The sequence below is a fragment of the Euzebyella marina genome (assembly GCF_014855515.1).
In the GTDB taxonomy this organism is placed as follows: Bacteria; Bacteroidota; Bacteroidia; order Flavobacteriales; family Flavobacteriaceae; genus Euzebyella; species Euzebyella marina.
In genome coordinates this window covers 819,073-842,019 of the sequence record NZ_JACYFK010000001.1, presented here as the reverse complement: position 1 = coordinate 842,019, position 22,947 = coordinate 819,073, and the positions used below count along the sequence as shown (strand labels likewise).

The following is a 22,947-nucleotide window of genomic DNA, read 5'->3' as shown; positions in this document are numbered from 1 at the left end:
GGATGTTTTAATGAGGATGGTAGACTACATTTTTGGTTCGGTCAAAAGGCGATTGTTCGTTACAGTATTGAGTGTTTTGGTTGGTGCCTGTTCAAAGAACGATGACGACAAACCCAGTCCGTTACCGGAACCAGCGGAAATTCAAGTGGAAACAGCAACCTTTGGTGGAAGTTTGAATGATAGCGGAAAGGCTCTCGTAAAGACTACTGACAGGGGGTTTGCGATTTTGGGGCATACCCAAAGTAATGATGGTGATGTATCAGATAAAGATGCCGAAGATTTTGATTTTTGGTTAATGAAATTTGATGCTCAATCTAGCTTAGAATGGACAAAAAGTTACGGGGGTTCTGAAAATGATCGCGGTAGCGATTTGGTTCAAACCGCCGATGGCGGTTTTGCTTTATTGGGCTTCAGTGAAAGTTCGAACGGAGATGTCTCCGAAAATGGAGGCTCTCTTGATTATTGGTTGGCTAAAACCGATTCTAATGGAAATTTGCTTTGGCAGAAAAGCTTTGGTTACAAAGGCAGGGATGAGGGCATCTCGTTGATAGAGACTAAAGACCAAGGTTACCTTCTAGTGGGCGTTCTTGATGTAACGGCATCCGAGGGGCAGGGCAATCAAACAGCAAGAAATCACGCAGGTGGAGATTATTGGGCCGTTAAGATAAATTCTAGTGGTGATATTGAATGGAGTCAATATTATGGAGGCACATTTACCGACACGGCCTATGACGTAGTAGAACTGAATAAAGGTGGGTATTTGATTGTGGGTTCATCCGATAGTTTTGATGTAGACATTTCAGATAACAAGGGCACTTACGATTTCTGGGTAGTTCGCATAACCGATGTAGGAGAACTACTTTGGGAAAAGAATTTTGGCGGAAGCGAAATAGACGAGGCAAAGGCTATTGTTCCCACGGCCGATGGTAATTTTTTAATTGTGGGAGATACGCGTAGCAACGACCAAGATGTAAGTACCAATAAAGGGGCGGCTGATATTTGGGTCGTTAAGATAGATGGTGCGGGCGAATTGGTTTGGGAGCGGACGTACGGAGGTAGTGGTTTTGATGCCGCCTCATCTGTAGTAGCGACATCTGACGGAGGGTATTTGATAGCCGGCAACTCACGTTCTGGTGATGGTGATTTACAAAGTAACCAAGGTCAGAACGATGCTTGGGTTTTAAAAATTAATGATGAAGGTATCATAGTCTGGCAGCGAAGTGTAGGAGGTTCTCAAATTGATTTGGCAGCTGCAGTTATTGAACTTAACGGCGAAAAAGTGTTTGCTGTCGGAGAATCAGCAAGCGATGATTTTGATGTAAATCAGAATAAAGGCTTTACAGATGTATTTTTGTTAGCGTTTTCATTTTAAAATATACTGAATGTTATATAAAATTGTGAGTAAACTTTTTCTATGGATAGGTGCTGTCTGTATTGTGGTTATTTCCGGTTGTAGCACTGATCAAGAAATAGACCGTAATCCAGAAACAACCTCTCTCAAACTTAGATTTTCACATAGTTGGGATGCTCAGCAGGTGTCAAAAGATGATTTCAATAGTTTAAAATACACAAATGCCCATCAAGAAGAAATGAGCATTGAACTGTTAAGGTACTTGATAAGTAACGTAAGCCTTGAGAACGAAGAAGGAGAGGTCATAACAATTGAAGATTATCATCTAATCGATTTACAAGACGATTCGAGCCTTATGTATCGTTCCGCGGATAGTATTCCCATAGGCACCTACAAAAACCTAAGGTTTACTTTTGGCTTTGACAATGATGACAATCGGAGTGGTGTCTATGCCGATTTAAATACCGCCCTTTGGAATGTACCAGAAATGATGGGCGGTGGTTATCATTACATGCAATTGGAAGGTAAGTTTCTTGATTCTACACAAACGGAGACAGGTTATCAATTTCACGCCATACGTGCCGTTGACAATTCTAGCGACAATCCAGTTTTTGAAGACACTTTTTTTAAGGTGAGCTTAGGTCGGGTCACCATTGATAAATCTTCGGAGTTACAAATTGATATGAATATTGCCGAATGGTTCAAGAACCCTAATGAATGGAACTTAAATGATTTGCATTCGATGCTAATGCCCAATTTTGATGCACAGGTAATGATGTATGAAAACGGGAAAGATGTTTTTAAGCTGAAAAGTGATTAAAATTCAAGGCTTCATAAGAGAGTTTAGGTTCGTCGTATGGGTTTTGCTATTGGCTGCCTGTTCTAATGATGAGCCAACTAGTGTATTGGATGATGAAACATACCAACCTACACCGGTAGAGTTGAATATCCCTGCTTTTTTTAAAAGTTCGATTATTGATCCTGTTATTCCTATTTCGAACCCGTTGACAGAAGAGGGGATTGTATTGGGTAAGAAATTGTTCTTTGATCCCGTGTTATCTGTAGACCATTCCATATCCTGCGCTGACTGCCATATGCCCCATTCTGCGTTTACAGATACCAATGTATTGAGCGAAGGTGTGAATGGTGCTTTAGGTAGCAGAAATGCTATGCCGCTGTTCAATTTGGCTTGGAATTTCGATGAGCTATTTTTTTGGGATGGTTCGGCCAGCAGTTTGGAAAACCAAGTTTTTCATCCCGTTCCCGATAGTTCTGAAATGGCGAATACTTGGGAAAAAGTAGTGAGCGACCTTGAGTCAGATAGCGAATATCCCGATTTATTTTTTGCCGCTTTTGCTGAAGAAGGTATCGATAGTTTAAAAGTGGCAAAAGCGATTGCCCAGTTTGAAAGAACACTTATTTCCGGAAGTTCAAAGTTTGACAAATACTTGGCAAATGAAGTTGAATTGACCGATGAAGAGCAAAACGGGTTAGCTGTTTTTCTTGATGAGACTCGGGGCGACTGTTTTCATTGCCACGGAAATCCTAATAATCCGTTATGGACGGATAATATTTTTCATAACAATGGTTTGGACAGTTCTTTTGCAGATTTGGGTCTGGGTAAAATTACCGGAGACCCAGCTGACAATGGTAAGTTCAAGACTCCATCTTTACGAAATTTGGCTTTCACAGCACCGTATATGCACGACGGACGCTTCTCTACCTTAGAAGAGGTTATAGATCACTACAGTGAAGGATTGCAAAATTCTGCTACCATTGACCCGCTTATGAAAAAAGTAGCTGATGGCGGCGTTAGATTGACAGATAAAGACAAGGCTAATTTGAAGGCTTTTTTATTGACATTGTCCGACGAAGACTTTGTGAATGACCCAAGTTTTCGATAGTAACTATTGAAAACGAAGATAATTCTCTTGCCCAGAAAGCTGAGCATATTTCTCCAACACCAAAAAGCAGATAAGGTCCTCCATCTTTTTGTTTTTGAAAGATGCAATATGTTCATGTGCGTTCTTGATAATCTCCTTGGCCTGACTAGGATTCTTTGAATAATACTCCATTTTTTCCTCCATATCCGAGAAATCGGCCTCCACTTCTACATAATGTACCCTAGCCTTTAATGTTCCTTCCATGAACCAGGTCTCACAAGTCGGTTTTGGCATGATGCAAAGCGAATTGCTGCTCATGGCCCATTTTAGGTTCGTGGCCACATCATAACCTTCGATGCAGGCAATGAATTGATGTTCTAGTTGAGCGTTAATATCCATAAACCCGCGATGCAATGGTAAGTCGTTTTGTTTGGGTGTGATTAAGCCAACATCAAATGATGGGTGGTTCCAAAACTTCTCCACAAAATCTCTACGTTGCTTTTGATGGGCCCTGCCACGCCAAACTACTTTTTTCTTTTTGTCCTCAAATCCAAGGGCATCTTTGACCCATTTAAAATGCCTTCTTTTGTTTAGTTTGAACAAAACAGAGTTGGCATTATCCACATAAAGCGGTCGTGCTTTAAAAAGGGTCGGCTGAGGGTTGATGTGTGTTTCATCTCCAAAATGGTAAGCAAAGCGAACGTGCGGCGAAAAGTAATGCAAGAACTCTTTTAGGTCTAGATAGTAGCCTGTTCCCTTTGTGCGCTTGAAGTCTTTTACGGCGACAGAGTTTTGGGGTAGCTCAAAAGGTTGATTGTGTTTTAGGTAGTAGTCGACCCTGTAATTCAAATAGGTGGGGTCACAAGTTTTCTTAAAGTTCATTAATTGACGGTAACGATGCCTAAAATAAAATTTCGGGAGAGCGTTCTTTCCGAAATTTTTGGCATAATAAAAGGCATTGATATCGTCGAAATCCATATTCAGAGACCCTTGGCCAGGTTGTAAAATTTAACTGATGCACCCAAAGTTAATGAATCCGTGTCTTTCCGAAGCGCACTTTGAATAGGCATATGATTTGTGAGGGGTTCTATAGAAATGGGCTATCGGGGCATTCGTTATAATAATGTTAGTTCTTATGGTAAAACCCTACTAATGACGTATATTTGTGAACTATTTAGAATAAAGTAAAATGCAATGATACAGGTATCTGAATCAGCCAGAAAAAAGGTTATTGACCTAATGTCTGAAGGAGGGTTTGACTCTTCTAAAGATTATGTGCGTGTGGGTGTTAAGAGTGGCGGTTGTAGCGGACTTTCCTATGAATTAGATTTTGATAATAAAGTCGGCGATACCGATAAGGTTTTTGAAGATAACAACGTACGCATCATTGTAGATAAAAAAAGCTTTCTTTATCTAGTTGGTACGACTCTGGAGTATTCCGGTGGACTTAACGGAAAGGGGTTTGTTTTCAACAACCCGAACGCACAGCGAACCTGCGGTTGCGGAGAGAGTTTTTCATTGTAAAAAGAAACTATGGCATATACTGAGGAAGAGTTAAAAAAAGAGCTCGAGACCAAAGAGTATGAGTACGGGTTTTATACCGATATAGAATCTGACACGCTGCCCGTTGGTCTGAACGAGGATATTATTATCGCTATCTCCAAGAAGAAGGAAGAGCCGGAGTGGATGACCCTTTGGCGTTTAGAGGCCTTCAAATATTGGAAGGAAATGGAAGAGCCGGAGTGGGCGAACGTACATTATAAGAAACCCGATTTCCAATCTATTTCATACTACTCGGCTCCTAATAAAAAACCCAAATACAATAGTTTGGATGAGGTGGATCCTGAATTATTGGAAACCTTTAAAAAACTGGGTATTTCTGTTGATGAACAGAAGAAATTGGCTGGCGTAGCGGTAGATATTGTTATGGACTCCGTGTCGGTAGCCACTACTTTTAAAAAGACCTTGGCAGAAAAGGGAATTATTTTCTGTTCAATATCCGAAGCGATAAAAGAACATCCGGAGCTGGTTAAAAAATACATCGGTTCTGTAGTTCCGAAAAGAGATAACTTTTACGCAGCATTAAATTCCGCTGTTTTTTCAGATGGGTCGTTCTGTTATATACCGAAAGGTGTAAAATGCCCTATGGAGCTTTCTACTTATTTCAGGATCAACCAAGCAGGTACAGGTCAGTTCGAACGTACGCTTGTTATTGCCGATGAAGGTAGTTATGTGAGTTATCTAGAAGGGTGTACGGCGCCATCTCGTGATGAGAATCAGTTACATGCTGCCGTTGTAGAGTTGATTGCTCTGGATGACGCAGAAATAAAATACTCTACGGTACAAAACTGGTTTCCCGGTGATAAAGAAGGAAAAGGAGGTGTTTATAATTTCGTTACCAAAAGAGGTTTGTGCGAGAAAAACGCCAAAATTTCTTGGACGCAGGTAGAGACTGGTTCTGCCGTTACTTGGAAATATCCTTCCTGTATTCTAAAAGGCGATAATTCTATTGGCGAATTCTATTCCATCGCCGTAACCAATAATTTTCAGCAGGCCGATACGGGTACCAAAATGATTCATTTGGGTAAGAACACTCGTAGTACCATTATTTCCAAGGGTATCTCTGCCGGAAAATCACAGAACAGTTATCGAGGCTTGGTACAAGTGAACAGTCGCGCAGAAAATGCCCGTAACTTTTCACAGTGCGACTCCCTTTTAATGGGTAATGAATGCGGCGCGCACACTTTCCCCTATATCGAGGCAAAAAACAAGACCGCTCAAATCGAACATGAGGCGACAACCAGTAAAATTGGTGAAGACCAAATATTCTATTGCAACCAAAGGGGTATTGATACCGAAAAGGCGATAGCGCTGATTGTTAACGGTTTTAGCAAAGAGGTGTTGAACAAGTTGCCAATGGAGTTTGCAGTTGAAGCGCAAAAACTTTTGGAAATAAGTTTAGAGGGCTCGGTAGGATAAGCGATACAATCAAAAAATACTTTAAGGAGGCGAAAGGCCTTTAATCTTAGAAGTTAAGAAGAGAATTTATGTTAAAGATTACAGATTTACATGCCGGTATTGAGGATAAAGAAATATTAAAAGGCATTAACCTTGAGGTAAATGCTGGCGAGGTTCACGCAATTATGGGCCCCAATGGCTCCGGAAAGAGTACACTTTCTGCGGTTATTGCCGGTAAAGAAGAATTTGAGGTAACCAAAGGTTCGGTAGAGTTGAACGGTGAGGATTTAGATGAGGTTTCCCCTGAGGAAAGAGCTCATAAAGGGGTTTTCCTTTCTTTCCAATATCCGGTAGAAATTCCTGGGGTTTCCGTTACCAACTTCATTAAGACTGCTATCAATGAGTCTAGAAAAGCACGCGGTCTAGAGGAAATGCCAGCAAACAAAATGTTGAAGCTGATCAGAGAAAAATCTGAGCTTCTTGATATTGACCGAAGATTTCTTTCCCGCTCTTTGAACGAAGGTTTTTCAGGAGGTGAAAAGAAGCGAAACGAAATTTTTCAGATGGCCATGCTTGAGCCTAAATTGGCCATTTTAGATGAGACAGATTCCGGTTTGGATATCGACGCTCTTCGTATCGTTGCCAATGGGGTGAATAAATTGAAGAGTAAAGACAATGCCGTCATCGTAATTACCCACTACCAAAGACTTTTGGAATATATCGTACCTGATTTTGTGCATGTATTGCACAATGGTAAGATTGTAAAATCTGGTGGAAAAGAATTGGCGTTAGAGCTAGAGGAAAAAGGATACGATTGGTTGAAGAATGAAGCAGTAGTCTAAACCGCCTCAGGTTTCGCTCAGTAGTGAAGCCATTATTGCAATTACATTACACTATGGATTTAAAAGATAAACTGATATCATCTTTCATGGCCTTTGAGAGTAACGTAGATATTGAGCACCCCGTGCACGATCTTCGTACAGAGGCAATGAAAAATTTTGAATTGAAAGGTTTTCCCAGTAAAAAGGAGGAAGCTTGGAAATACACTTCGTTAAACAGTCTTCAAAAGATTGATTTTAGCATTTTTCCTAAAGAGGAGAATGCCCTCGAGTATAAAGAGGTTAAGAAGTATTTCTTGCATGAGATAGATTCTTATAAGATTGTTTTCATTGATGGTATTTACTCTTCTTATCTTTCCGAAACTACGCACGATGGGGTCGACATCTGTTTGATGAGCTCGGCGCTAACCAAGCCCATGTACCGCCCTGTAATTGATGTATATTTCAACAAAATTGCATCGAAAGATGAGTCGTTAACTACCCTGAATACGGCGTTTAGTAGAGAAGGAGCCTATATCTACATTCCTAAGAACAAGATGCCTAAAAAGCCGGTGGAAATTATCCACTTCTCAACGGGTAACGAGGCTTCTTTGCTATTGCAACCAAGAAATTTGATTATTGCCGAAGAAAACGCTGAATTACAGGTAATCGAGCGTCATCAGAGCTTGACTTCAAACGAGGTCTTGACGAACAGTGTTACCGAAATTTTCGCTGCCGATAACGCTATTGTCGATTACTATAAGATTCAAAATGATGCCGAAAATGCATCACTGATCGACAATACCTATATAGATCAGAAAAGTAAGAGTGCCGTTAGCGTGCACACCTTTTCGTTTGGGGGCAAATTGACTCGAAACAATCTTAACTTCTATCAGAACGGTCAGCATGTCGACTCTACTATGAAGGGTGTGACCATTTTGGGTAACAAACAACATGTCGACCATCATACGTTAGTGCACCATATTGAGCCGAATTGTGAGAGCCACCAAGATTATAAAGGTATTTATGGTGAAAACGCGACGGGTGTTTTTAACGGTAAGATTATAGTAGATAAGATTGCCCAAAAAACCAATGCCTTTCAGCAGAACAATAACCTTTTGGTAAGCGATAAGGCAACTATAAACACCAAGCCTCAATTAGAAATCTTTGCTGATGACGTGAAGTGTTCGCACGGCTGTACTATTGGTCAACTAGACGAAGATGCCCTTTTCTATCTTCAATCGCGAGGAATTCCTAAGAAAGAAGCCCGAGCATTATTGATGTATGCTTTTGCCAATAACGTTCTGGCCAGTGTTCGTATACCTGAGGTGAAGGCGCGAATCAATAAGTTGATTGCTAAGAAATTAGGAGTTAACCTAGGGTTTGACCTCTAAAAATCCACTTTAAGTTTTTTGTGAATTGCCGATATTTTTTGGCAGTTTGTTGGCTATGTATTAACAAGTCGTTAGATTTTCCTACATCTGAATTCATCTAATTTGGTCGAAAACAATTTCAACCTAAAACATTTCAGATGAATTCAAAATTACTTTTTTGCGCCCTATTTTTTGCTTCGATCGGTCTTTGTGCCCAAGATAAAAAATGGAGTGTAGAGGCCAATTATCCAATCATAGACGAAGACGGATTAAACGGGGTTATCGACTTAGGTGTCAAATACAGATTTGTGAATCTTGGTATTATTCAGCTCGGTGCAGGCTTAAACGGTTCTTTTTTTGCCGACCGCCAGCACTTTTATTTTGATGACAATTTGGAATTCGATAACAAATGGAAACGTTTGTTGCTTCAGCCAACTGTTTTTGGTGAATTAAACTTGCCAGGAATAAGCAGGTTAAAACCGAGCGTTGGTGTTGGTTATTCCGTTCTTTTAGATGAATACGACCGTAAGATAGTTGATTCAGGATATAACGAATCGGACAGCTGGGGTGCTTTTAATGCTAATCTGGGGTTGAGTTATGATTTGACTAATAGGTTCTTTGTAAAAATTCAATACGACTACCTCAATCATCGTCAAAAATGGTTGGCAGAAGCAGATTATGAAAACAATGTCTACCGATACGAGACTAGAGGTAAAAGTTTAAATGTTTTTAAGGCCGGTATTGGGTTCAGGTTCTGAATCATTTGCCAGGCTCAAAAGAAGTGTTTGAAGCTGTATTTCCTTCTGAAACCAATATCTTTGCAGTTCAATAAGAATGCTATGTTAAATGCGCAAAAAATCCGTAAGGATTTCCCCATATTAAGTAGAGAAGTCAACGGAAAACCATTGGTTTATCTTGATAATGCGGCTACTTCCCAAACGCCACAGCAGGTAATCGAGGTGATTGTGGATTACTACTCTTCCTACAATGCGAACATTCATCGCGGAGTGCATTTTTTATCGCAGGAAGCAACGGACAAATACGAACAGGCGAGACAAAAGATTCAAAGGCATTTCAACGCCTCGAAGGCAAAAGAAATCATCTTTACGTCGGGTACGACCCACGGTATTAATTTGGTGGCCAACGGTTTTTCATCATTGCTTCAAAAAGGAGATGAAATTTTGGTTTCTGCGATGGAGCACCACAGTAATATTGTGCCTTGGCAGATGCTGGCAGAAAGAACGGGAGCGATTCTTAAGGTGATTCCAATGAACGAACAGGGAGAGCTCATGATGAATGAATATAGAAATCTGTTGAGTAGCAATACTAAACTGGTTTTCTGCAATCACGTTTCGAATGCTTTGGGTACCATCAATCCGATAGCTACTATTATCGATGAGGCTCATAAAGTTGGTGCTGCTGTGCTAATCGACGGTGCTCAGGCGGCACCGCATATCAAAGCTGACGTACAGGCATTAAATGTTGATTTTTACACGGTGTCGGCACATAAGATGTGTGGTCCTACCGGGGTGGGTGTACTTTATGGTAAGGAAGAATGGTTGAATAAGTTACCACCTTATCAAGGTGGCGGTGAAATGATTGCCGAAGTTACCTTTGAAAAAACGACCTATGCCGATTTGCCACATAAGTTTGAGGCTGGTACGCCCAACATCTGTGGTGGTATTGCTTTTGGTGCGGCTTTGGATTATTTGAATTCTATTGGTTTTAGTGAGATGGAGGCCTATGAGCATGAACTTCTTGATTACGCTACCAATAAATTGCTCGAGATTGAAGGCTTAAAGATTTACGGTACCGCTCAAGAAAAGACGTCGGTCATCTCTTTTAATATTGAAGGAGTCCATCCCTATGACATCGGAACAATTCTTGACAAACTGGGTATTGCTGTAAGAACGGGGCATCACTGCGCCCAGCCCATTATGGATTTTTATAAAATACCGGGCACTGTAAGGGCAAGCTTTAGTTTTTACAATACGAAGGAAGAGGTCGATATTTTGGTCGAAGGTGTCAAACGGGCAAAAAACATGCTTTTATAGGCCAATATTCATCTTTGTGCCAAAGAATTGATAGGCATTGATACTTATCGTATTTTTACATAAAATTCATTGAATGGATATTAAAGAGATTCAAGAAGAGATAGTTGACGAGTTTTCTATGTTCGATGACTGGATGCAGCGATATGAATATATGATCGAACTGGGCAAGTCGCTTCCGTTGATTGACGAGAAATACAAAACAGAGGATAATATTATAAAAGGTTGTCAGAGCAAAGTATGGGTACATGCTGAACTAGAAGAAGATAAGCTAGTTTTTACGGCCGATAGTGATGCAATTATAACAAAAGGTATAATTGCTATTTTAATCAGGGCTTTTAGCAACCAGAAGCCGCAAGACATTATTGATGCGGATACGGAGTTTATTGATGAAATTGGTCTAAAGGAGCATCTCTCGCCTACAAGGGCCAATGGTCTGGTAAGTATGATCAAGCAGCTGAAATTGTATGCGGTGGCCTATCAAACTCAATTGAATTAGAAGGCATTTCTAGTTTCTAAAAAAGTTAAAAATGAGCGAAGAAATAACTACAGTAGACACAGGTGAATTAGGTGAAAAAATAGTGAAGGTTCTTAAAACCATCTATGATCCCGAGATACCTGTTGATATATATGAACTAGGACTTATTTATGATGTTCTGGTCAACGAAGATAATGAGGTTCGTATTCTTATGACCTTAACCTCACCCAATTGCCCTGTGGCGGAATCTTTGCCTGTAGAGGTCGAGGAGAAAATCAAGTCTTTAGATTTGGTTAAGGATGCCGAGGTTGAAATTACCTTTGACCCACCATGGACTCAGGACCTTATGAGCGAGGAAGCCAAATTAGAATTAGGCCTACTATAGAAAATTGAATCAAATGTCCGATAACGCTGAACCTATTTTAAACAGGGTCGCCCAGAGTAAGTTGATTACATTCGACCTAGAGGATTATTACCCGAAAGGTACGCGAATAGCATTGGATATTTCTGATTGGCTTTTCGAGGGAATTATCCTTAGGGAAAAAGATTTTAGAGCTGCTATCGAGTCTCATGATTGGTCTCAATACCAAGATGCTTTTGTAGCGGTACACTGTTCGACCGATGCCATTGTGCCCGGTTGGGCCTTTATGCTTTTGGCGGCCAAACTGGCTCCCTTTGCGAAAAAAGTCGTTCAGGGCGATTTAGAATTACTGGAGACCTCTCTCTACGAATCGGTTATAGAAAATTTAGATCTGAGTACTTTTAAAGACCAATTGGTTATCGTTAAGGGCTGTAGCAGAAAGCCTGTTCCTCCAAACGCTTACTTGTTGATAACCCAGCGCTTACAGCCTATCGTAAAGTCCCTCATGTACGGTGAGGCTTGCTCTTCAGTACCTCTGTTCAAGAGAAAATAATCGTTGATAAACTTGTTTATTAAATGTTGGCATCGTTAACTTTGTTGTTAATAAACACGTATTCACTAACATTAACATTATGAAGAGATTAGTAATTTCTTGTATCGCAATTCTGGCTTTTTCGGCGGGTTTTGCGCAAACAATCGATGAGTTGAAGGCCGAGCAAGCGGTCAAGAAAGACTCCATCAAAGCTATTCAGGGTAGGGTCAATGCCCTACAGTCTAAAATCGATGCTTTTCCTGGTTGGAAGACGGGAGCTTTCGGTACCATTGGTGCCAATCTTTCAAAATTCAATAACTGGTATTCGCAAGGTGTGCCTAACAACTCATCAGGTAATATCGGTGTTACCGTTAACGGTTTTGCCAATTTGGATAAGGAAAAATTCTTCTGGAGAAACTCAGGGGTAGTTAACCTACAATGGGTAAAAATCGACGATAAAGATGATCCGACCGATGAAGAAGGCTTTACTGGTACTACCGATGTATTTACGATCACATCACTGTACGGTTATAAACTGAACTCAAAATTTGCCATCTCGGCTTTGGGCGAATACCGTACCTCAATCATCAATAATTTTAACGACCCTGGTTACCTTGACCTTGGTGTTGGTGCTACTTGGACGCCGATTAAAGACATGGTAGTGGTTATTCATCCGTTGAACTATAACTTTGTGTTTGCCGATAATGATACCGCTTACGAATCTTCTGCTGGTGCCAAAATCGTAGTCGACTATACAAAACAGTTAGGTGCCATTAGCTTTAAGACCAACTTCTCTACTTTTCAAAGTTATAAGGATGGTGACCTGTCTAATTGGACCTGGATCAACTCATTTGGTTATACCCTTTGGAAAAATATTGGTGTAGGTTTTGAATTCGGATTAAGAGGCAACAAGCAAGAGGCTTTGGCCAATGCATTGTCAGTTGAGCCCCTACCGACCCCAACCCCTACATTTGAGAATATTGACAACGACTTACAGAGTTATTACCTGTTAGGTCTTAACTATTCGTTCTAAGATAACGCGATACAAAAAGAAATGCCGCAACCATTGGTTGCGGCATTTTTTGTTAAGTAGGGTCGGTAATTTGGTACAGTCAATAAAAAATCAAACCTAGGTCAAGTGTTTTAATTTGGGACGTAACACTAAATTTCAAATACATTACGAATTTACCATTAGTGCTTTTCTTTTAGAAAGTTTTGTTGCGAACAGCTCTTATCCTGTGGTGAAATACGTTAAAGCGTTCATTTTTTCGATGAACGGATACAATAAACTGTTTTTCATGAAACGAAATGTAAAATTGAGACATAAAAAAACCCTCTAAAAGAGGGTGATTTTATTGTAGGTATGAGTAGGTAGTTTAAGTTCCGATTTGGGATTCGTTACTTCATAATCTAGGTTAAGTTCAAGGTGCGATTTGGGGTTGCTCTATCACTTAATTACAATGTAAAACTACGGCTGTCTTACCTGTTTTCTAAATTATTGTTGTGTAGCTAGGTAGTTGTGTTGTGAAAAATACCACCTGCTTTGTTTGATCGATGAACGACCTCAAACATCGAACTTTAACCAGACTAATACTCGTCTAAATTCTCAGGATACAAGAAATTGTTATAAGGAAACCTGGTTACATGAATGTCCCTCACTTCATTGTAAACCCTCTTTCTGAACTCGTCAAGGTTTTCTTTGTTTAGGGCGGAAATAAAGAGTGCCTTATCGCCGACACGTTGCATCCACGTTCTTTTCCATTCTTCAATGGTAAAGTGTCTTTCAGTTCTTTCCGTAACTAGGTCGTCTTCATCGATTTCGGCATGTTTGTATTGGTCGATTTTGTTGAAGACCATAATGGTATTTTTATCGGCACTATCAATTTCATCTAAAATTTGATTGACCGATTCAATGTGTTCTTCAAATTGAGGGTGAGAGATATCCACAACGTGTAAAAGCAAGTCTGCTTCTCTAACCTCATCAAGTGTGCTTTTAAAGCTTTCTACCAATTGGGTAGGCAGTTTGCGAATAAAACCGACGGTATCACTTAAAAGAAACGGTAGATTGCCTATGACTACCTTTCTCACGGTAGTGTCCAAGGTGGCGAATAACTTGTTTTCTGCAAAGACTTCACTCTTGCTTATAACGTTCATTAGCGTCGACTTACCTACATTGGTGTAACCGACCAAAGCAACACGAACCAAGGCACCTCTATTGCCGCGCTGCGTTTCCATTTGCTTGTCTATTTTTTCAAGCTTCTTTTTGAGCAATGTGATGCGATCCCTAACAATTCGCCTATCCGTTTCAATTTCAGTTTCTCCAGGTCCGCGCATACCGATACCCCCGCGTTGTCTCTCTAAGTGCGTCCATAAACCTGTAAGTCTTGGCAATAAATACTCATATTGTGCGAGTTCTACCTGAGTTCGAGCATAACTGGTTTGGGCCCTTTGCGCAAAGATGTCCAGAATGAGACTGGTTCGATCTACAATTTTACAGCGAAGTTGCTTTTCGATATTACGTTGCTGTGCCGGTGTCAGCTCGTCATCAAAGATGACCGACCCTACCTTATTTTCTTTTACGAACGACTCGACCTCTTCCATTTTACCACTACCAATAAGTGTTTTGGGGTTGGGCACGTCTACTCGCTGTACAAATCTCTTAACAACTTCTCCACCGGCCGTGTAGGTCAGAAATTCTAGCTCATCTAAGAACTCGGTTACTTTTTCTTCGTTTTGCTCACGGTTGATTACCCCGATCAAAACGGCCTTTTCATGTTCAATGGTATTCTTTTCTATCATACATGTTGCAAAATGCAAATTTAAAAAATACTTGCCGACCTATTTTCGTTATTTTAATAGACCAATAAGGTAGTACTATGAATTTTTCATTGACGAAAAGACCGAAAAACAAACACTTATACACCATTGCCTTCTATAATCTGGAGAATTTGTTCGATACCGCTGATGATATTCGAACCTTAGATGATGACTTCACACCGAAAGGTTTTAAAAAGTGGACTCATAAACGATATAAAAAGAAACTGAACAAATTATCTAAGACCATTGCCAAACTGGGGCATTACGAAACTGATTTACCCCCGACCCTAGTAGGTGTTTCGGAGGTCGAAAACCATCATGTTGTAAAGGATTTGTTGGCCAGCGGGCCGCTAAGGAATTTTGATTATAGCTATGTACATTTTAATTCGCCAGATGAAAGAGGTATAGATTGTGCGCTTATATATGATCGGAAGCACTTTGAAGTTGAATTTTCAGAACCTATTCAGGTACTGGTCTTTGAAGAGAACGGCATTAGGGACACAACCCGTGATATTCTTTATGTAAAGGGAAAGTTGAAAAATGAAACCGTTCACATTTTTGTCAACCATTGGCCTTCCCGAAGGGATGGAGATTCAAAAACCGCCCATAAAAGGATAACGGCTGCCAAAACCATCAATGACTTTATGATGGGTATCGAAACTTCTGAAGCGAACCCTAATTATATAGTTATGGGTGATTTTAACGATGACCCGCAGTCAGAAAGTGTGAAGTTTTTGACGGAGACCAAGGGTCTCTATAATCCGATGGAAAAATTGATTACCCCGACCCGAGGCAGTGCGAGCTACCGACTTTCATGGATGCTTTTTGATCAAATAATCGTATCCCATACTTTTTTAAATTATGAAAAGGGCACCCATAGTTTTGCGCATGCCAATATATTCGACAAGCATTTCTTGAAAGAGTTTAAGGGAAAATACAAGGGTTCACCTTTTCGAACCTATGTTGGGCGCAAGTATTTAGGTGGGTATAGCGACCATTTTCCGGTGTACATTCAGTTGAAGTACAATTCTTAGTTTAGGCCTTAATTGGTACTGATCAAATTCACATCAAAAATCAATACCGAGCCTCCTGGAATTCCCAAATAATCGTAGCTGCCATAAGCGAGATGCGAGGGTACCAATAACATGCCGCTACCACCTTCTTTGAAATAGGCAATACCTTCCGTCCAACCCGGGATCACTTGCTGTAGGTTAAAGGTTGCCCCTTCTTCGCCACTTTCGTCAAATACCGAACCATTCAAAAAATAACCCTTGTAAGCTACCGTAACATCTGACGTTGCGGTAGGCTGGTTGCCATCACCCGGTTCTTCAATGATATAATAAAGGCCGGTTTCACTTCTTTGCGCGGTCAACTCGTTTTCTTCAATATAAAGTTTGATATCTTCTTCGTTTTGAGCCCTGTAATCAATAGGTTCGGGTGCAGGGTTTGAAGAGTTGTCATCTAAACACGAGGCTAGACTTAAGAACAAAAGGGGGAGTAGTAGGTATTTCATGATTCTGTTTGGCCGTAAAAATATAGAAAAGAAGCTAAATCGGCTATACTTTTTTGATTTCACTTTCCTCTAATAAATCATCGCCCCTAAGCCGTAAGAACACCTGTGCAGTGGTCACTACATCCAATTCACAGTAATTAATAATTCGGTCGATATCTTTTTCTTCGTAATACACCTGTCGAACCATACTACCGTCGATATCTTGTTTTGGTGAGGGAATACCTAGTATATGGGCTAGTAGTTTTAAGGATGTAAAATGTTTGTAGTCTCCAAATTTCCATAACTCCATAGTGTCGAGGTGCGGAACCTCCCATGGTTTTTTGCCAAAAAGATTCAGCTTATACGGAAGTTCAATTCGATGAATAATCATTCTACGGGCGATGTAAGGAAAATCAAACTCCTTGGCATTGTGGCCACACAAAAGGTATTTCGAGGCGCTAAAATGGCCATTCAATAAATTCTTGAATTCTTTTAGAAGCGCTGCTTCCTCACCGTGAAATGTAGTAGTGCGAAAGGTTCGGTTTTCGCCCTTAAGATGAAAATATCCTACCGAGATACAAATGATTTTTCCGAACTCTGCCCATATACCCGCACGCTCGTAGAATTCTTCAGCCGTAAAATCCTCTTTTCGTTGGTATTGAGATTTTTGTTCCCATAGCTCTTTCTTATCATCGGTTATAGATGAATAGTCTTCATATTCCGGAACGGTTTCAATATCTAAAAAGAGAATATGTTCTAAACTAATCTTGTTGAGCATTTTCGTTCGTTTTTATGAGCAGATAAGCAGAAGCATTATGAATATTTAATGAGTCTTTTGGAAAAACAGTATAGGATAAATTGGTAAAAATCACTTTTGCTTTTAATTCTTCGTTTTCTAAAAATAAGCTCCTTTTTTCAATGGGCATACCGCTTAAATCTGTACCGTTTTTGCCTATATCCTTTAGAAAATCACTTAGCTTAAACTCTACCATACTACTGTCGTTCTTCTTGTTCAGAAGTTTTAAAGAATGGTCTTCGGTTTGATAATCTAGCTCAAACCTTTCCGTCAAAAGCTGTTTATGGAGGTAATCGCCAAAATGAATCTCTGAAAAATAAGAAAATTCTGAAATATCATGCAGTTGAAGTTGCTCTTGGTTCTGGTACAAAGAATAATGGACACCATAGCTCGACGGACTTTTATTTGAATCAGGGTCCACCGTAATGTCTAGGGAGTCCATAACGGCGCGGGTGTCTACATAGGTATATTTTTTCCATCTGCTGTGAACGGTGTCTTGCATCGCTTCTTTCATTGCGATTCCTGTAATTTCATCCAATTCAGAAATGGCATTTCGTTTTTCGAGATAGTCGATGATAGAGGTCAACTGATCAAATTCATCGGCCGTCGCCATTTTTCCGTTTAAACTGACTTGGTCATAAACTTTTTTGAATTGGTTGGTTTGGCTCGTTTTCGAAACGTAGAAGGCACTCCAAGGGCCGAAAGATGATAGTATGGCCAACCCGAATAAAGACAGCGGTAGTACGATTAATTTGTTGTTTCTGCTGATGAGTAGGTAAAGCGCCATGCCCAAAATCCAAAAAGCAATGACGAGAACGAAATACCGGTTTTCGGTAATTCCATAGTCCGCCACTCTTCTAAAAATGGCTACAAAAAGTAATACAATCAATGGCAGAAGGGCGTAATAAAACCAAGGGTAAAAGTTTCGAATGGTCCATGCCTTTGCATTTTTCTGAATGGGGTTGATAATCACTTGTACTAAAAAGCCCAATAGTGCCAAAGCCGTAACCAAGTAGGAAACCCACCCTTTTGGTAACTGCCATTGTAATAATATTTTGCCGCCGTATGCGTACAGAATAACCACATACAAAATGACCAATGGTATTAATATGAATTTGACAAAAACCTCTAACGCTCTCTCAAAGTATATTTCTCTTTGATGGCGTACCTGTTTAGGGAAATCTGATAAATAGATCCATGTGTTCACAACGCCCAAACAGAAAACGAACAGTTGACCGTACCTCTCACCTTTAATATTGGCCTCGAAAAGCGCATCTATTGCCAATAAGGCAAGTACAAGGCCTAGGTAGAGCACTCCAGAGAAAAGAGCGCTGCGTACAATTGCCAGCCCAACTGATTTGAGGTAGTTCCAAAAAGCGGTTTTGTTCCAGAATTTTATGAAGGGGGCAAACAGCACAAAAAGATGACCGCCAATGAAGTATAAAAAAAAGCGGATGGAATATACAGGGTTGTTGTCTAGGTCTTTGGTACCGGGCAAATGCCAGTAGAACAAAAAGAGCAGCACAATGATTAGCCCCTTAAGCCAAAGCCATTTATTAGGTTGCCTTTGCTGTTCTATAAAAAATTGGCTTCCGATATGCCAGCATATACCTAAAATTAGGGTCAATATGATATCGAGTTTTTCCTCTAGTTTATTACCACTATCGAAATCTATAAGATACATGATGTAAAAGCTGCCAATAATGGCCCAAGTAAGCGTAACCGGAAATCGCTTAAAAGCATTCTGGGCCTTGTCGGTTATCTCTTTGATGGATGGTAGTTGCATGAAAGTGGTATTAACATTCAAACAAATGTATACTTAAACGGAGCTATTTTAATCCCTGAAAATAGTGATTTCTGTCAAGTGTCGATAAACACTATGATATAGGTGAAAACCGACTCATCGGTTGGTATCAAGCAAAATAGATTTTTTATAACCTCTATGAACGGATAGTTTCTATCTGCGAATAGGCATTATTGTCATTCTGGGGGAAGGATTATTCAAGAAAAAGACCGTACAGTCTGTAAATTTTAAAACAGACTTTGTTGTTTAACCGGGCTCTCATGCTCTAAAAGCCACTTTTTTCGATGTAGACCCCCGGCGTAACCGGTCAATGAACCATCGCTGCCAATAACCCGGTGGCAAGGAACGACAATCCACAATGGGTTTTTTCCGTTGGCGGAGGCAACGGCCCTAATCGCTTTTACATCACCAAGTTCTTTTGAAAGATCGAGATAGGATACCGTTTTTCCAAAAGGGATTTCGACCAATGCATTCCACACTTTCTTTTGAAAATCTGTTCCTTTGGGGTTCAAAAGTAGGCTGAATTGATAGCGGTCACCATTAAAATATTCATTTAGCTGATTGGCGGCCTCCTTCAAAGAGTCGGGCAAGATACCTGTAGGAGAAACCTCTTCATCAAGCACCGTTATTGAAGAAATTCCGTTTCCGTCACCTTCTAGTTTCGCAGGCCCTAAAGGAGTTGCTATGTAGGCCGTATCCACGTTATTTTTTATTGAGCTTACTCTCTAGAATTCCGGCACGCTGTGCCCTGTTTTCCCAGTTTTTTCGCGCCAAATCTTGCAAATCGGCCACGTTATCACTTTCGTCCATAATTTCAAGACCTAAAAGAGTCTCTATAACATCTTCCATAGTGACCAGACCGCTTACCGAACCATATTCATCGACTACGAGTGCAATGTGTTCTCTTTTGGCAATCAAGGTCTCGAATAGTTTGGGTATAGGCGTTCTTCTCTCGGTAACAAGTATTTCCCTTTTTATTTCCGAAAGAGGAATGTCGCCATTTTCGTTGACCATTTCTTCCAGAATATTGTCCTTAAGAACAAAACCATCAATATGGTCCATTTTTTCCCCGTAAACGGGTATTCTCGAAAACCTCATTTTCGGGTTATCCTCAAAAAACTCTCGAATCGTTTTCTTTTCGGAAGCAATTTTCATAACGGCCCGTGGTGTCATAATATCTTTGACAAAGACTTCATCAAAGCGAAGTAAGTTCTTTATGATAGTCGATTCAGATTTCTCAAATACGCCCTCTTCTTGCGCAATGTCGGTCATGGCCGTAAAATCTTCTCGACTCAATACGCTGCCTTCGTGCCCTTTACCGCCCACCAATCGGGTGAAAAGCTGTAATAACCATAACAACCCAGTGTATTTTAGAGCCAGAACCATTATTCTCAAGGTCTTTGAGGTAAAATTGGCGAGCGACTTCCAGTAGGTAGCGCCGATAGTTTTCGGAATAATCTCAGAAGCCACCAAAATCAAAATAGTCATGAGGGTAGAAACCACCCCTACCATTAAATCTTCGGTAAATGGTACACCAAAAACAGTTCTTTGGGCGCTGCCATACATTTGGGCATAGGCTGCTTTCGCCTGAACACCTACCAAGATCGCACCCACGGTATGGGCCACGGTGTTGAGTGTAAGAATGGCAATTAGAGGCTTATCAACATCTTGCTTTAACTGCTCAAGCTCTAATGCATAAGCCTTGCCCTCTTTCTTTTTAACGTTGATGAACGTAGGGGTTATACTTAATAGAACCGCTTCGAGTACCGAGCAGAGAAACGAGAAAAAAATGGATATTAGCGCGTAGAATATCAGCAGACCCATAGTTAGATTGTTTGCCGACGAAGATACCAATATTTATGTAACCTTATGCTCTTAATCGGTTGATAGAGTGGCTTGATAGAATACTTGTTGAACCGCCGAGCGAATGTTTAAACTGTACAGGTTTCGATGGTCTCTTGAAGGATTTACTCGATTGCTTAGAAAAATATATACCAATTGGTTTTCTGGGTCGGCCCAAACGAACGTTCCGGTGAAGCCCGAGTGACCAAAACTGCTTTTGTCTACTTCAGGGGCCGGATAAGCATCATCTAGACTTAATTCGGAGTTATTGAGCAGAGGCTTGTCAAAACCAAGTCCTCTTCGGTTATCATTTTCAGGATATTGCACTTTGATGAATTCCTTCACGGTTGCTTCCGAAAAGTACCTTTTTCCATCATAAACACCGTATTGCATGTACATCTGCATGAGTTTGGCCAAATCGGTAGCCTTGGCAAAAAGGCCGGCATTACCCGATACACCGCCCAAGAGTGAGGCATTTTCGTCATGTACCCAACCTTGGGTGAGGGTGTGGCGAAACAGGGTGTCAACTTCCGTGGGCACAATGGCATTTGAGAAACCTTTCTTTTTGGGTGTAAAGCCCATTGTAGGGGTATTTAGTGGTAAATAGAAGTTTTTCTCTAGATAATAATCATATGAGCTGTCGGTGATTTGCTGTATAAGTTCTGGGAAAATGAGAAAGGTCAACCCGGAATAGACATATTTTTTATCGGTGGACACCTCAGATTTGTCTATTAGACGATACATCTTTTTATTGAAGTTGTTTTTGATGAAAATGTCATCATAAACTTGATTGGAGAATCTTTTGTTGGAGTTCTGGTGGATGTATTTAGACTTGATACCGCCCTTGTCATCTATCACTTCGTTCAAGAAAATGATATAGGGTACTAGACCCGCTTGATGTGATAAAATTTCTCTTAGGGTTATGTCTTTCTTGTTGTCCTCTTTTTTCCAACGGGTCCAATAATCACTAAAGGGCTTGTCAAGTTCTAATTTTCCTTCATCTACCAATTTCATGACGGCCGGTAATGCCGCCGTAATCTTGGTAACCGAAGCTAGGTCATAAATATCATTGGTTTTGACGGGCTGGTTTTTGTTGTAAGTATGGTAACCATATGCTTCGTGAAAAATGATTTTACCGTTTTTGGCGACTAACACCTGTGCCCCAGGAAAAGCCTCTTGTTCGATTCCGTTTGTGATAATAGAATCCACCCGTTGGTGAATCAGTTCAGAATCGAGCCCCACTTCTTCAGGAGTGCCATAACTTAATACGTCACTATTCTGGGAAAGACCAGTAACGCTATAGAACACAAGTATTATTCCGAGTAGTATATTTTTTTTCATTGGTGGATGGTTGGGTTGGTATAAAGGTTTAGCTTAGCAGTTTCACCGCATCTTTGGCAAAATACGAGGCGATAATATTGGCACCGGCTCTTTTGATGGCATAGAGTTGTTCTAACATAACGGCATCATGGTCTAGCCACCCTTTTTCTGCAGCGGCCTTTAGCATGGCGTACTCACCAGAAACTTGGTAAACAGCTACAGGAACATCAACGTCGTTTCGAATTTCCCTTACGATATCTAGATAACAAAGCCCTGGTTTGACCATAACAATATCTGCCCCCTCATCAATATCCATTTCGGTTTCCTTAATGGCTTCGTACCGATTGGCATAATCCATTTGATAAGTCTTTTTATCCTTCGGAATATCTTGAATATCAACGGGAGCCGAGTCAAGCGCATCCCTAAAAGGACCGTAAAAGGCACTTGCATATTTAGCGCTGTAACTCATAATGGCCGTATTATAAAAGCCCTCGTCTTCAAGAGCCTCTCGAATAGTCAAAATACGACCATCCATCATATCGCTCGGGGCCACCACATCGGCACCGGCTTCGGCGTGGGAGACGCTCATTTCAGCTAAAACCTCAGAAGTTTTGTCATTCAAAACTCTGCCGTTTTCAATAATTCCATCATGTCCGAAAGATGAAAAGGGGTCTAAAGCTACATCGGTCATTACCAACATTTCAGGGCATACATCTTTTACGGTTTTAATGGCTCTTTGCATAAGCCCGTTGGGATTCAAGGCTTCTGTTCCTTTATTATCTTTTAAATCATCGGCCACTTTTACGAAAAGTAAAACGGACTTTAACCCCATTCCCCATAATTCCTTCACTTCTATTGCCAAGTTATCTAAGCTCAAACGATAATAATCGGGCATCGAAGCTATTTCTTCCTTTATGTTTTTACCTTCAACCACAAAAAGGGGCACCAAAAAGTCATTGGGAGACAAAACGGTTTCGCGCACTAAATGACGCATGCTTTCCGATACTCTTAATCTGCGATTTCTTCGAAGTGGGTACATATATTGGTATTTTAAAAAAGCTATTTTTAGGA

23 protein-coding genes are annotated in these 22,947 nt (G+C 40.5%); 14 read left to right on the top strand and 9 right to left on the bottom strand.

Translation table 11 applies throughout. The features are described from left to right. Positions 1 to 16: 16 nt before the first annotated feature. From IL356_RS03325 to IL356_RS03315, 3 genes are read left to right on the top strand one after another with little or no spacing between them, the layout of a single operon-like run. Positions 17 to 1,372, top strand: coding sequence for a hypothetical protein (locus IL356_RS03325; protein WP_121847215.1), 1,356 nt, complete (start codon positions 17 to 19; stop codon positions 1,370 to 1,372). Positions 1,373 to 1,382: 10 nt separating this feature from the next. After that, positions 1,383 to 2,171, top strand: a complete 789-nt coding sequence (locus tag IL356_RS03320) for an MbnP family protein (protein WP_121847216.1) — start codon at positions 1,383 to 1,385, stop codon at positions 2,169 to 2,171. Continuing rightward, a complete protein-coding gene (locus IL356_RS03315) occupies positions 2,164 to 3,255 on the top strand; it encodes a cytochrome-c peroxidase (RefSeq protein WP_317125489.1) in 1,092 nt (363 codons plus the stop codon). Before IL356_RS03320 ends, IL356_RS03315 begins: the two co-directional genes overlap by 8 nt. 3 nt (positions 3,256 to 3,258) lie before the next feature. Here IL356_RS03315 and IL356_RS03310 read toward each other — a convergent pair whose 3' ends face one another. Further along, positions 3,259 to 4,212 carry a glycosyltransferase family 90 protein gene (locus tag IL356_RS03310; RefSeq protein ID WP_225621373.1) on the bottom strand — a complete coding sequence of 318 codons (954 nt, stop codon included), beginning with the start codon at positions 4,210 to 4,212 and terminating at the stop codon, positions 3,259 to 3,261. 216 nt (positions 4,213 to 4,428) lie between these two features. On the opposite strand from IL356_RS03310, the gene IL356_RS03305 reads away from it, so the two are divergent. The 10 genes from IL356_RS03305 (at position 4,429) to IL356_RS03260 (ending at position 12,838) form a co-directional block, all read left to right on the top strand. Continuing rightward, complete coding sequence (locus IL356_RS03305) at positions 4,429 to 4,758, top strand: HesB/IscA family protein (RefSeq protein ID WP_121847217.1); 330 nt, start codon at positions 4,429 to 4,431, stop codon at positions 4,756 to 4,758. Between the two features lie 9 nt (positions 4,759 to 4,767). Beyond that, positions 4,768 to 6,213 (top strand): Fe-S cluster assembly protein SufB, encoded by a 1,446-nt coding sequence (gene sufB, locus IL356_RS03300; RefSeq protein ID WP_121847218.1) that lies wholly within the window; start codon positions 4,768 to 4,770, stop codon positions 6,211 to 6,213. Positions 6,214 to 6,281: 68 nt separating this feature from the next. Beyond that, complete coding sequence (sufC, locus tag IL356_RS03295; RefSeq protein ID WP_121847219.1) at positions 6,282 to 7,034, top strand: Fe-S cluster assembly ATPase SufC; 753 nt, start codon at positions 6,282 to 6,284, stop codon at positions 7,032 to 7,034. A 53-nt stretch (positions 7,035 to 7,087) separates the two neighbouring features. Further along, a complete protein-coding gene (gene sufD / locus IL356_RS03290) occupies positions 7,088 to 8,404 on the top strand; it encodes a Fe-S cluster assembly protein SufD (protein WP_121847220.1) in 1,317 nt (438 codons plus the stop codon). Positions 8,405 to 8,541: 137 nt separating this feature from the next. Then, the gene (locus IL356_RS03285) at positions 8,542 to 9,141 is read left to right on the top strand and encodes an outer membrane protein (protein ID WP_121847221.1); all 600 of its coding nucleotides are present in this window, start codon (positions 8,542 to 8,544) and stop codon (positions 9,139 to 9,141) included. Positions 9,142 to 9,222: 81 nt separating this feature from the next. Then, positions 9,223 to 10,437 carry an aminotransferase class V-fold PLP-dependent enzyme gene (locus IL356_RS03280; RefSeq protein ID WP_121847222.1) on the top strand — a complete coding sequence of 405 codons (1,215 nt, stop codon included), beginning with the start codon at positions 9,223 to 9,225 and terminating at the stop codon, positions 10,435 to 10,437. 73 nt (positions 10,438 to 10,510) lie between these two features. Further along, positions 10,511 to 10,933, top strand: a complete 423-nt coding sequence (locus tag IL356_RS03275; protein ID WP_121847223.1) for a SufE family protein — start codon at positions 10,511 to 10,513, stop codon at positions 10,931 to 10,933. 31 nt (positions 10,934 to 10,964) lie between these two features. After that, positions 10,965 to 11,297, top strand: coding sequence for a DUF59 domain-containing protein (locus tag IL356_RS03270; RefSeq protein WP_121847224.1), 333 nt, complete (start codon positions 10,965 to 10,967; stop codon positions 11,295 to 11,297). Positions 11,298 to 11,310: 13 nt separating this feature from the next. Beyond that, positions 11,311 to 11,826 (top strand): DUF2480 family protein, encoded by a 516-nt coding sequence (locus IL356_RS03265; protein WP_121847225.1) that lies wholly within the window; start codon positions 11,311 to 11,313, stop codon positions 11,824 to 11,826. 79 nt (positions 11,827 to 11,905) lie between these two features. Continuing rightward, on the top strand, positions 11,906 to 12,838 hold the full coding sequence (locus tag IL356_RS03260; RefSeq protein ID WP_121847226.1) for a DUF3078 domain-containing protein: 933 nt from the start codon (positions 11,906 to 11,908) through the stop codon (positions 12,836 to 12,838). Positions 12,839 to 13,392: 554 nt separating this feature from the next. On the opposite strand, the gene hflX is transcribed toward IL356_RS03260, so the two are convergent. Continuing rightward, on the bottom strand, positions 13,393 to 14,604 hold the full coding sequence (gene hflX, locus IL356_RS03255; RefSeq protein ID WP_121847227.1) for a GTPase HflX: 1,212 nt from the start codon (positions 14,602 to 14,604) through the stop codon (positions 13,393 to 13,395). A 77-nt stretch (positions 14,605 to 14,681) separates the two neighbouring features. Here hflX and IL356_RS03250 point away from each other — a divergent pair, with 77 nt between their 5' ends. Then, positions 14,682 to 15,656 carry an endonuclease/exonuclease/phosphatase family protein gene (locus IL356_RS03250; protein ID WP_121847228.1) on the top strand — a complete coding sequence of 325 codons (975 nt, stop codon included), beginning with the start codon at positions 14,682 to 14,684 and terminating at the stop codon, positions 15,654 to 15,656. An 8-nt stretch (positions 15,657 to 15,664) separates the two neighbouring features. Here the strand turns inward: IL356_RS03250 and IL356_RS03245 are convergent, their stop codons facing one another. The 7 genes from IL356_RS03245 to hemB form a co-directional block, all read right to left on the bottom strand. Then, positions 15,665 to 16,135 (bottom strand): FKBP-type peptidyl-prolyl cis-trans isomerase, encoded by a 471-nt coding sequence (locus IL356_RS03245; RefSeq protein ID WP_121847229.1) that lies wholly within the window; start codon positions 16,133 to 16,135, stop codon positions 15,665 to 15,667. A 43-nt stretch (positions 16,136 to 16,178) separates the two neighbouring features. Then, positions 16,179 to 16,892: a 3'-5' exonuclease gene (locus IL356_RS03240; protein WP_121847230.1), complete on the bottom strand. Its 714-nt coding sequence runs from the start codon at positions 16,890 to 16,892 to the stop codon at positions 16,179 to 16,181. Further along, positions 16,876 to 18,696: a DUF4153 domain-containing protein gene (locus IL356_RS03235; protein WP_121847231.1), complete on the bottom strand. Its 1,821-nt coding sequence runs from the start codon at positions 18,694 to 18,696 to the stop codon at positions 16,876 to 16,878. Before IL356_RS03235 ends, IL356_RS03240 begins: the two co-directional genes overlap by 17 nt. Positions 18,697 to 18,941: 245 nt before the next feature. Next, positions 18,942 to 19,415 (bottom strand): methylated-DNA--[protein]-cysteine S-methyltransferase, encoded by a 474-nt coding sequence (locus tag IL356_RS03230; RefSeq protein ID WP_121847232.1) that lies wholly within the window; start codon positions 19,413 to 19,415, stop codon positions 18,942 to 18,944. Between the two features lies 1 nt (position 19,416). Continuing rightward, positions 19,417 to 20,538 carry a CNNM domain-containing protein gene (locus tag IL356_RS03225; RefSeq protein ID WP_121847233.1) on the bottom strand — a complete coding sequence of 374 codons (1,122 nt, stop codon included), beginning with the start codon at positions 20,536 to 20,538 and terminating at the stop codon, positions 19,417 to 19,419. Between the two features lie 51 nt (positions 20,539 to 20,589). Continuing rightward, positions 20,590 to 21,897: a serine hydrolase domain-containing protein gene (locus IL356_RS03220; protein ID WP_121847234.1), complete on the bottom strand. Its 1,308-nt coding sequence runs from the start codon at positions 21,895 to 21,897 to the stop codon at positions 20,590 to 20,592. A 28-nt stretch (positions 21,898 to 21,925) separates the two neighbouring features. Further along, positions 21,926 to 22,915: a porphobilinogen synthase gene (hemB, locus tag IL356_RS03215; RefSeq protein WP_121847235.1), complete on the bottom strand. Its 990-nt coding sequence runs from the start codon at positions 22,913 to 22,915 to the stop codon at positions 21,926 to 21,928. Positions 22,916 to 22,947: the final 32 nt, after the last annotated feature.

Excerpts from the sequence above, each read along its gene's own strand:
- hflX (WP_121847227.1), bottom strand. The coding sequence starts at position 14,604 with ATGATAGAAAAGAATACCATTGAACATGAAAAGGCCGTTTTGATCGGG.
- IL356_RS03305 (WP_121847217.1), top strand. The coding sequence starts at position 4,429 with ATGATACAGGTATCTGAATCAGCCAGAAAAAAGGTTATTGACCTAATG.
- sufC (WP_121847219.1), top strand. The coding sequence starts at position 6,282 with ATGTTAAAGATTACAGATTTACATGCCGGTATTGAGGATAAAGAAATA.
- hemB (WP_121847235.1), bottom strand. The coding sequence starts at position 22,915 with ATGTACCCACTTCGAAGAAATCGCAGATTAAGAGTATCGGAAAGCATG.
- IL356_RS03220 (WP_121847234.1), bottom strand. The coding sequence starts at position 21,897 with ATGAAAAAAAATATACTACTCGGAATAATACTTGTGTTCTATAGCGTT.
- IL356_RS03320 (WP_121847216.1), top strand. The coding sequence starts at position 1,383 with ATGTTATATAAAATTGTGAGTAAACTTTTTCTATGGATAGGTGCTGTC.
- IL356_RS03235 (WP_121847231.1), bottom strand. The coding sequence starts at position 18,696 with ATGCAACTACCATCCATCAAAGAGATAACCGACAAGGCCCAGAATGCT.
- IL356_RS03325 (WP_121847215.1), top strand. The coding sequence starts at position 17 with ATGGTAGACTACATTTTTGGTTCGGTCAAAAGGCGATTGTTCGTTACA.
- sufB (WP_121847218.1), top strand. The coding sequence starts at position 4,768 with ATGGCATATACTGAGGAAGAGTTAAAAAAAGAGCTCGAGACCAAAGAG.
- IL356_RS03225 (WP_121847233.1), bottom strand. The coding sequence starts at position 20,538 with ATGGGTCTGCTGATATTCTACGCGCTAATATCCATTTTTTTCTCGTTT.
- IL356_RS03260 (WP_121847226.1), top strand. The coding sequence starts at position 11,906 with ATGAAGAGATTAGTAATTTCTTGTATCGCAATTCTGGCTTTTTCGGCG.
- IL356_RS03280 (WP_121847222.1), top strand. The coding sequence starts at position 9,223 with ATGTTAAATGCGCAAAAAATCCGTAAGGATTTCCCCATATTAAGTAGA.
- sufD (WP_121847220.1), top strand. The coding sequence starts at position 7,088 with ATGGATTTAAAAGATAAACTGATATCATCTTTCATGGCCTTTGAGAGT.
- IL356_RS03285 (WP_121847221.1), top strand. The coding sequence starts at position 8,542 with ATGAATTCAAAATTACTTTTTTGCGCCCTATTTTTTGCTTCGATCGGT.
- IL356_RS03270 (WP_121847224.1), top strand. The coding sequence starts at position 10,965 with ATGAGCGAAGAAATAACTACAGTAGACACAGGTGAATTAGGTGAAAAA.
- IL356_RS03265 (WP_121847225.1), top strand. The coding sequence starts at position 11,311 with ATGTCCGATAACGCTGAACCTATTTTAAACAGGGTCGCCCAGAGTAAG.
- IL356_RS03310 (WP_225621373.1), bottom strand. The coding sequence starts at position 4,212 with ATGGATTTCGACGATATCAATGCCTTTTATTATGCCAAAAATTTCGGA.
- IL356_RS03240 (WP_121847230.1), bottom strand. The coding sequence starts at position 16,892 with ATGCTCAACAAGATTAGTTTAGAACATATTCTCTTTTTAGATATTGAA.
- IL356_RS03245 (WP_121847229.1), bottom strand. The coding sequence starts at position 16,135 with ATGAAATACCTACTACTCCCCCTTTTGTTCTTAAGTCTAGCCTCGTGT.
- IL356_RS03250 (WP_121847228.1), top strand. The coding sequence starts at position 14,682 with ATGAATTTTTCATTGACGAAAAGACCGAAAAACAAACACTTATACACC.
- IL356_RS03275 (WP_121847223.1), top strand. The coding sequence starts at position 10,511 with ATGGATATTAAAGAGATTCAAGAAGAGATAGTTGACGAGTTTTCTATG.